This window comes from Bacillota bacterium (assembly GCA_040754675.1).
Taxonomy (GTDB): Bacteria; Bacillota; Limnochordia; order Limnochordales; family Geochordaceae; genus Geochorda.
Window position 1 is genome coordinate 1 of record JBFMCJ010000292.1, and the last position, 5,073, is coordinate 5,073.

A 5,073-nucleotide genomic window follows, 5' to 3' on the forward strand; every position below is an offset into this window, starting at 1 on the left:
GGGAGGTCTTCGCCCGGGTCGGCCTCCACTCGCTTGTCTCGATGGGTAGACAGAAGGCCTCGCCCTGAAACGACAGCAAATGGCTTCATAACGGCAAATCGGGCGACTTCAAGTTGAGCAACTTCGGGTTAGAAGAGAAGGGCCCATGGCCGCTCTCGTGCGGTTGCAGAAGTTCCTTGCCGACGCCGGCGTTGCCTCCCGACGGGCCAGCGAAGGGCTGATCCGGGAGGGCAGGGTGGCCGTCAACGGGCGGGTCGTTACCGCCATGGGCTGGAAGGTCGATCCTACCCGGGACCGCGTGTGCGTGGATGGCCGGCCCGTAACCACCAGGGGCGATAAAAGCCCTCCGCCGGTCTACATCATGCTCCACAAGCCCCCGGGCGTGCTGAGTGCCGCCGCGGACGCCAGGGGCCGGGAGACCGTTACCGAGTGGGTGCGCCGCCACGGCGGGCCCCAGGTGCGCCTCTTCCCGGTGGGGCGCCTCGACCTCGACTCCGAAGGGCTTGTGCTGTTGACCAACGACGGCGCGCTGGCCCACACGCTCATGCACCCGTCCTTCGAGGTCGCGAAGGTGTACCGGGTGCGGGTGCGGGGGCGCGTGGGGGATGACGCCGCGGAGGCGCTGAGGCGCGGCGTGGTTCTGGAGGACGGGCCGACGGCGCCGGCGCGCGTCCGGGTCGTCCGTCGCACGGAGCGCTCGAGCGACCTCGAGGTGACGCTGCACGAAGGCCGCAAGCGGCAACTTCGCCGCATGTGTCAAGCGGTGGGGTACCAGGTGCTGCGCCTGGTGCGGGTGCGGCTGGGCCCGCTGGCGCTGGGTTCGCTTCCGAGGGGCGCGTGGCGGTACCTTTCGCCGGAGGAAGTGCGCCGGCTCAAGGCGGCCGCCGCGGCAGGCGAGGCGAAAGCTCACTCTTTACAGCAACCCCCTCGTCATGATAAGCGTGTAGGAAAATCGCAGGACGGCAGGACGGAAGGATAGCCAGCAGCGGGGCTCTCGGGACCGGGCAGAGGGTGAATCCCCGCTACCCGTCGGGGCTCGAGGCAGGACGGCAGGATCTTCCTCTCTGTATGCCTTCCGGCTACCTGACAGCGGGCACCTTTGTCCCGTGTACCGGGTGGTGCTCTTCCGGGCCTGCTGCCGTGCGGGTGGGGGGCGATCCCGTCGAGCGAGAGCCGGGAAGTGGCGCAGGCCGCGCTGTCCATGGCCATCTCACGTGATCACGCCGAAGAGAGCCGCTTGAAGGGCCAGTTTCTGAGACTGGGGATACGCGCGGCCGCCGTCGACTGCGGAGGCCCGTTCGTTCAGGTTCTGCCGCAGATCGTGGAGCGGGCCGTGGTGGCCGCCAAGCGGGAGGGGTTGATCCGTCCGGTTCACGTGGAGGAGGGCGCGGTGGCAGGCGCGGCCCATGAGGCGGCCATGGGCCTGGCCGTCAAGGCGATCGGGCTCAACATCGGCGGCAAGATCGGGCTTGCCCGGCGCGGCGAGCACGTCGTCGTCGCCGTTTTCTGCGCGGTCGGACTCGGCCACCTCGACGACGCCGCGGTCAGCCTGGGACACCGGGCCGTGGGGGAATCGAAAGAAAGCAGGGAGGATACCACCGCATAGATGCAGCGGGTTCTGAGAGCCATCCGGGGCGCGGTCTGCGCCGAGGCCAACAGCGCGCAGGCCATCGAGCGGGCCAGCCGCGAACTCGTCCTGGCCATCTCCGAGGCGAACGGCATCGGGCCCGAGGATGTACTGAGCGCGGTGTTCACGGCCACCCCGGACCTGAACGCTCAGTTTCCCGCCGTCGGAGCCAGGCAGGCGGGATGGACCGGGGTGGCACTGCTGTGCGCCCAGGAGATGGCGGTGCCGTCGCCGGTGAAGCGGTGCGTGCGGGTCCTGGTTCACGCCTATCTCCCCGTGGGCCGGCAGGCCCGCCACGTGTACCTCGGTGAAGCCGCGGTTCTGCGGCCGGACTGGGCGTCGCCATCCAACGGGCACGCCTGACGCTTGAGTGGAAGGGGCACCAGTACGTGGTTGTCGTTCTGCGCCGTGATGCCACGCCCGAGCAGGTGGAAGCGATTGTGGACCGCCTCCACCGCCTCGGCTTCCAGACACACCTTTCCCGCGGAACCGAGCGCACCATTGTGGGCGCCATCGGTGACCGCCGTCCCGAACTGATCCCGCAGCTCGAAGCGATCCCGGGCGTCGAACGGGTCGTACCGATCCTGAGGCCGTTCAAGCTGGCAGCCCGGGAGTTCCGGCCCGAACCCAGCCTGGTGGAGGTGGGCGGCGACGGGGCCGCCCGGGTCGTCATCGGTGGGCCCCGGGTCGTGGTCATTGCGGGGCCGTGCGCCGTCGAGAGTGAGGAGCAACTGGACAGCGTGGCGCGTGCCGTCCAGCAGTCCGGTGCCACGATTCTGCGGGCCGGCGCTTACAAGCCCCGCACGTCGCCTTACAGCTTCCAGGGGCTGGAGCGCGAAGGACTGCGCCTGCTGGCCGAGGTGCGCCGCCGGCTGCAACTGCCCGTGGTGACCGAAGTGCTCAACCCCAGAGACGTGGAACTGGTGGCCGAGCACGCCGACATGCTGCAGATCGGCGCCCGCAACATGCAGAACTTCGTGCTGCTCCGGGAGGTCGGCCGAAGCTCTCGCCCCGTGCTTCTCAAGAGAGGCATGGCGGCCACCATCGAGGAGTGGTTGATGGCGGCCGAATACATCCTCGCCTCCGGCAACCCGAGAGTCGTTTTGTGCGAACGCGGGATCCGCACCTTCGAGAACCTGACCCGCAACACCCTGGACCTGAGCGCCGTGGCCGTGGTCCACGAACTGAGCCACCTGCCGGTGCTGGTGGACCCGAGCCACGGCACGGGGCGTTCGGCGTACGTGCCGCCCATGGCGAGGGCGAGCGTGGCGGCAGGTGCCGACGGGATCATGGTGGAGGTTCACCCGTCGCCCGAAGACGCGCTCTCCGACGGGCCGCAGCAGCTGACCCCCGAGAGCTTCGCGCAGATGATGGAATCGCTGCGCCCTGTGGCAGCCGCCGTGGGGCGCTGGCTGTGAGGGCCGGTTGAAGGCATGCCCGAGCGGGTCACCATCGTCGGCTGCGGCGTCATCGGGGGTTCGCTGGGACTGGCGCTGCGCTCGCTGGGGGGACCGGGGCGCTATCAGGTGGTGGCGTTCGACCGCGACGCTTCGCGGGCCCGCCAGGCCGTGGAGCTGGGCGCGGCCGACCGGTCCGCCATGAGCCTGGAAGAGGCCGTTGCGAAAGCGGACCTGGTGGTGCTGGCCGTTCCGGCCGAGGCGGTGGTGGAGCTGGCACGGCGCGCCTCTTCGGCCGCACCTGGTGGGGCCGTTTTGACCGACGTGGCCTCGGTCAAGGGCCACATCGTCGAGGAGCTCGACGGGCGCCTGCCGGGGGGCCAGGCCTTCGTGGGGGGGCACCCCATGGCCGGTTCGGAGCGGGCGGGGCTTGCCGGCGCGGATCCGTACCTCTTTCAGAACGCGGTGTACGTGTTGACCCCCACGGCCTCCACGCCCCCGGCGGCCCTGGACCAGGTCACGCGACTGGTTGCGTCGATCGGGGCGCACCCCGTCCATTTGAGCCCCTCGCAGCACGACGCGGCGGTGGGGGTCGTAAGCCACTTGCCGCACGTGGTGGCCAGTTGCCTGGTGCTGGCCGCCGGGGCATCCGAGGACGAGGGGATCCCCGCCTTCGAACTCGCGGCGACAGGCTTCAGGGATGCCACGCGCCTCGCGTTGGGGCACGAAGAGGTCTGGCTTCCCGTGCTGGCACTGAACGCGCCGGCGCTCTCCCGGGCCATCGCGGCCTTCCGGCGGGTGCTCGACCGGGTCGAACGGGCGCTTGTGAGCGGCGACCGCCTGGAACTTGAATCACTGTTGGTGAAGGCTCGCCGGACGCGGGCCGCGCTGCGCCTGCCCGCCAAGGGCTACGGGGCGCCCACCTGGGATCTCGTCGTGAGGCTCCCCGACCGGCCGGGGGCCATCGCCGCGGTGAGCGGGGCGCTGGGCGACCGGGGAATCAACATCGCGGACATCGAAATCCTGCGGGTGCGGGAAGGCGAGGCGGGGACGCTGCGCCTGGGCTTCAATTCCGAGCAGACCCTGAGGGCTGCGCTGGAAGTCTTGCGGGGGCGGGGGTTTGCGACATGGGTCAGGTGACGCACCGGGCGGCGCCTGCGCCCTCGGAGGACGGCGGGCTTCTCCACATCACACCGGCATCGGGTATCTGGGGCACGGTGCGAGTTCCCCCCGACAAGTCCATCTCGCACCGGGCGGCGATGCTGGGCGCCATCGCTTCGGGCCGGACGGTGATCGACAACTACCTGGCCTCGCTCGATACCCTGGCCACGCTCGATTGCCTTCGCGCCTTCGGGGTACGGGTGGAAGGGCCGGACCCGGACGGCCGGGTCGTGGTGGAGGGGCGGCCGCTCGATGGACTCGGGGGCGGTGGGTTCGCCGAGCCGGAAGAGGTGCTGGATGCCCGCAACTCGGGAACGACGCTCCGGCTTCTGCTAGGCCTGGCGGCGGCCCACCCGGTCTTCTGGGTCATCACGGGCGACGGCTCGCTTCGGCGCCGCCCCATGCGGCGTGTCGCCGAGCCTCTCACCCGGATGGGGGCGCGCATCTGGATGCGGGAGCCCGGCCTGGCCCCTCTGGCGGTGCGGGGCGGGGGGCTTTCCGGGATCACATGGAAAAGCGAAGTGGCCAGCGCCCAGGTCAAGTCGGCGGTGCTGCTGGCCGGGCTGCAGGCGGCCGGGCTCACCCGCTTCGAGGAGCCGGCCCGAAGCCGCGATCACACGGAGCGGCTGCTGCCGTACTTCGGCGCGAGGATACGCCGGGGCCCGGGTTGGGTGGAGGTGGAGGGACCCCAGCAGGTGGTGGCGCGGCAGGTCCATGTCCCCGGAGACCCTTCCTCGGCTGCCTTTTTCTGGGTGGCGGCCGCCATGCACCCGGGTTCGATGGTGCATACCCCGGGGGTGGGACTCAACCCAACCCGTATCGAGGTGCTGAAGGTCCTGGCCGAGATGGGGGCTGAGGTGGAGATCGAGCCCCGGCCAGGTGCTGAAC

6 protein-coding genes are annotated in these 5,073 nt (G+C 70.4%); all 6 read left to right on the forward strand.

Translation table 11 applies throughout. From position 1 onward, the window contains the following. Positions 1-145: 145 nt before the first annotated feature. Entirely contained in the window at positions 146-979 is an 834-nt protein-coding gene (locus AB1609_15125) for a pseudouridine synthase (protein ID MEW6047788.1), read from the forward strand. A 177-nt stretch (positions 980-1,156) separates the two neighbouring features. Beyond that, positions 1,157-1,606, forward strand: coding sequence for a HutP family protein (locus tag AB1609_15130; GenBank protein ID MEW6047789.1), 450 nt, complete (start codon positions 1,157-1,159; stop codon positions 1,604-1,606). Next, the gene (gene aroH, locus AB1609_15135; protein ID MEW6047790.1) at positions 1,607-1,990 is read left to right on the forward strand and encodes a chorismate mutase; all 384 of its coding nucleotides are present in this window, start codon (positions 1,607-1,609) and stop codon (positions 1,988-1,990) included. A gap of 26 nt (positions 1,991-2,016) precedes the next feature. Further along, positions 2,017-3,045 carry a 3-deoxy-7-phosphoheptulonate synthase gene (gene aroF, locus AB1609_15140; protein ID MEW6047791.1) on the forward strand — a complete coding sequence of 343 codons (1,029 nt, stop codon included), beginning with the start codon at positions 2,017-2,019 and terminating at the stop codon, positions 3,043-3,045. Between the two features lie 15 nt (positions 3,046-3,060). Next, positions 3,061-4,164: a prephenate dehydrogenase gene (locus AB1609_15145; protein ID MEW6047792.1), complete on the forward strand. Its 1,104-nt coding sequence runs from the start codon at positions 3,061-3,063 to the stop codon at positions 4,162-4,164. Continuing rightward, positions 4,152-5,073, forward strand: a 922-nt coding sequence (locus AB1609_15150) for a 3-phosphoshikimate 1-carboxyvinyltransferase (GenBank protein MEW6047793.1), incomplete at its 3' end; no start/stop codon positions are given. The genes AB1609_15145 and AB1609_15150, both read left to right, overlap by 13 nt.

Excerpts from the sequence above, each read along its gene's own strand:
- AB1609_15125 (MEW6047788.1), top strand. The coding sequence starts at position 146 with ATGGCCGCTCTCGTGCGGTTGCAGAAGTTCCTTGCCGACGCCGGCGTT.
- aroH (MEW6047790.1), top strand. The coding sequence starts at position 1,607 with ATGCAGCGGGTTCTGAGAGCCATCCGGGGCGCGGTCTGCGCCGAGGCC.
- AB1609_15145 (MEW6047792.1), top strand. The coding sequence starts at position 3,061 with ATGCCCGAGCGGGTCACCATCGTCGGCTGCGGCGTCATCGGGGGTTCG.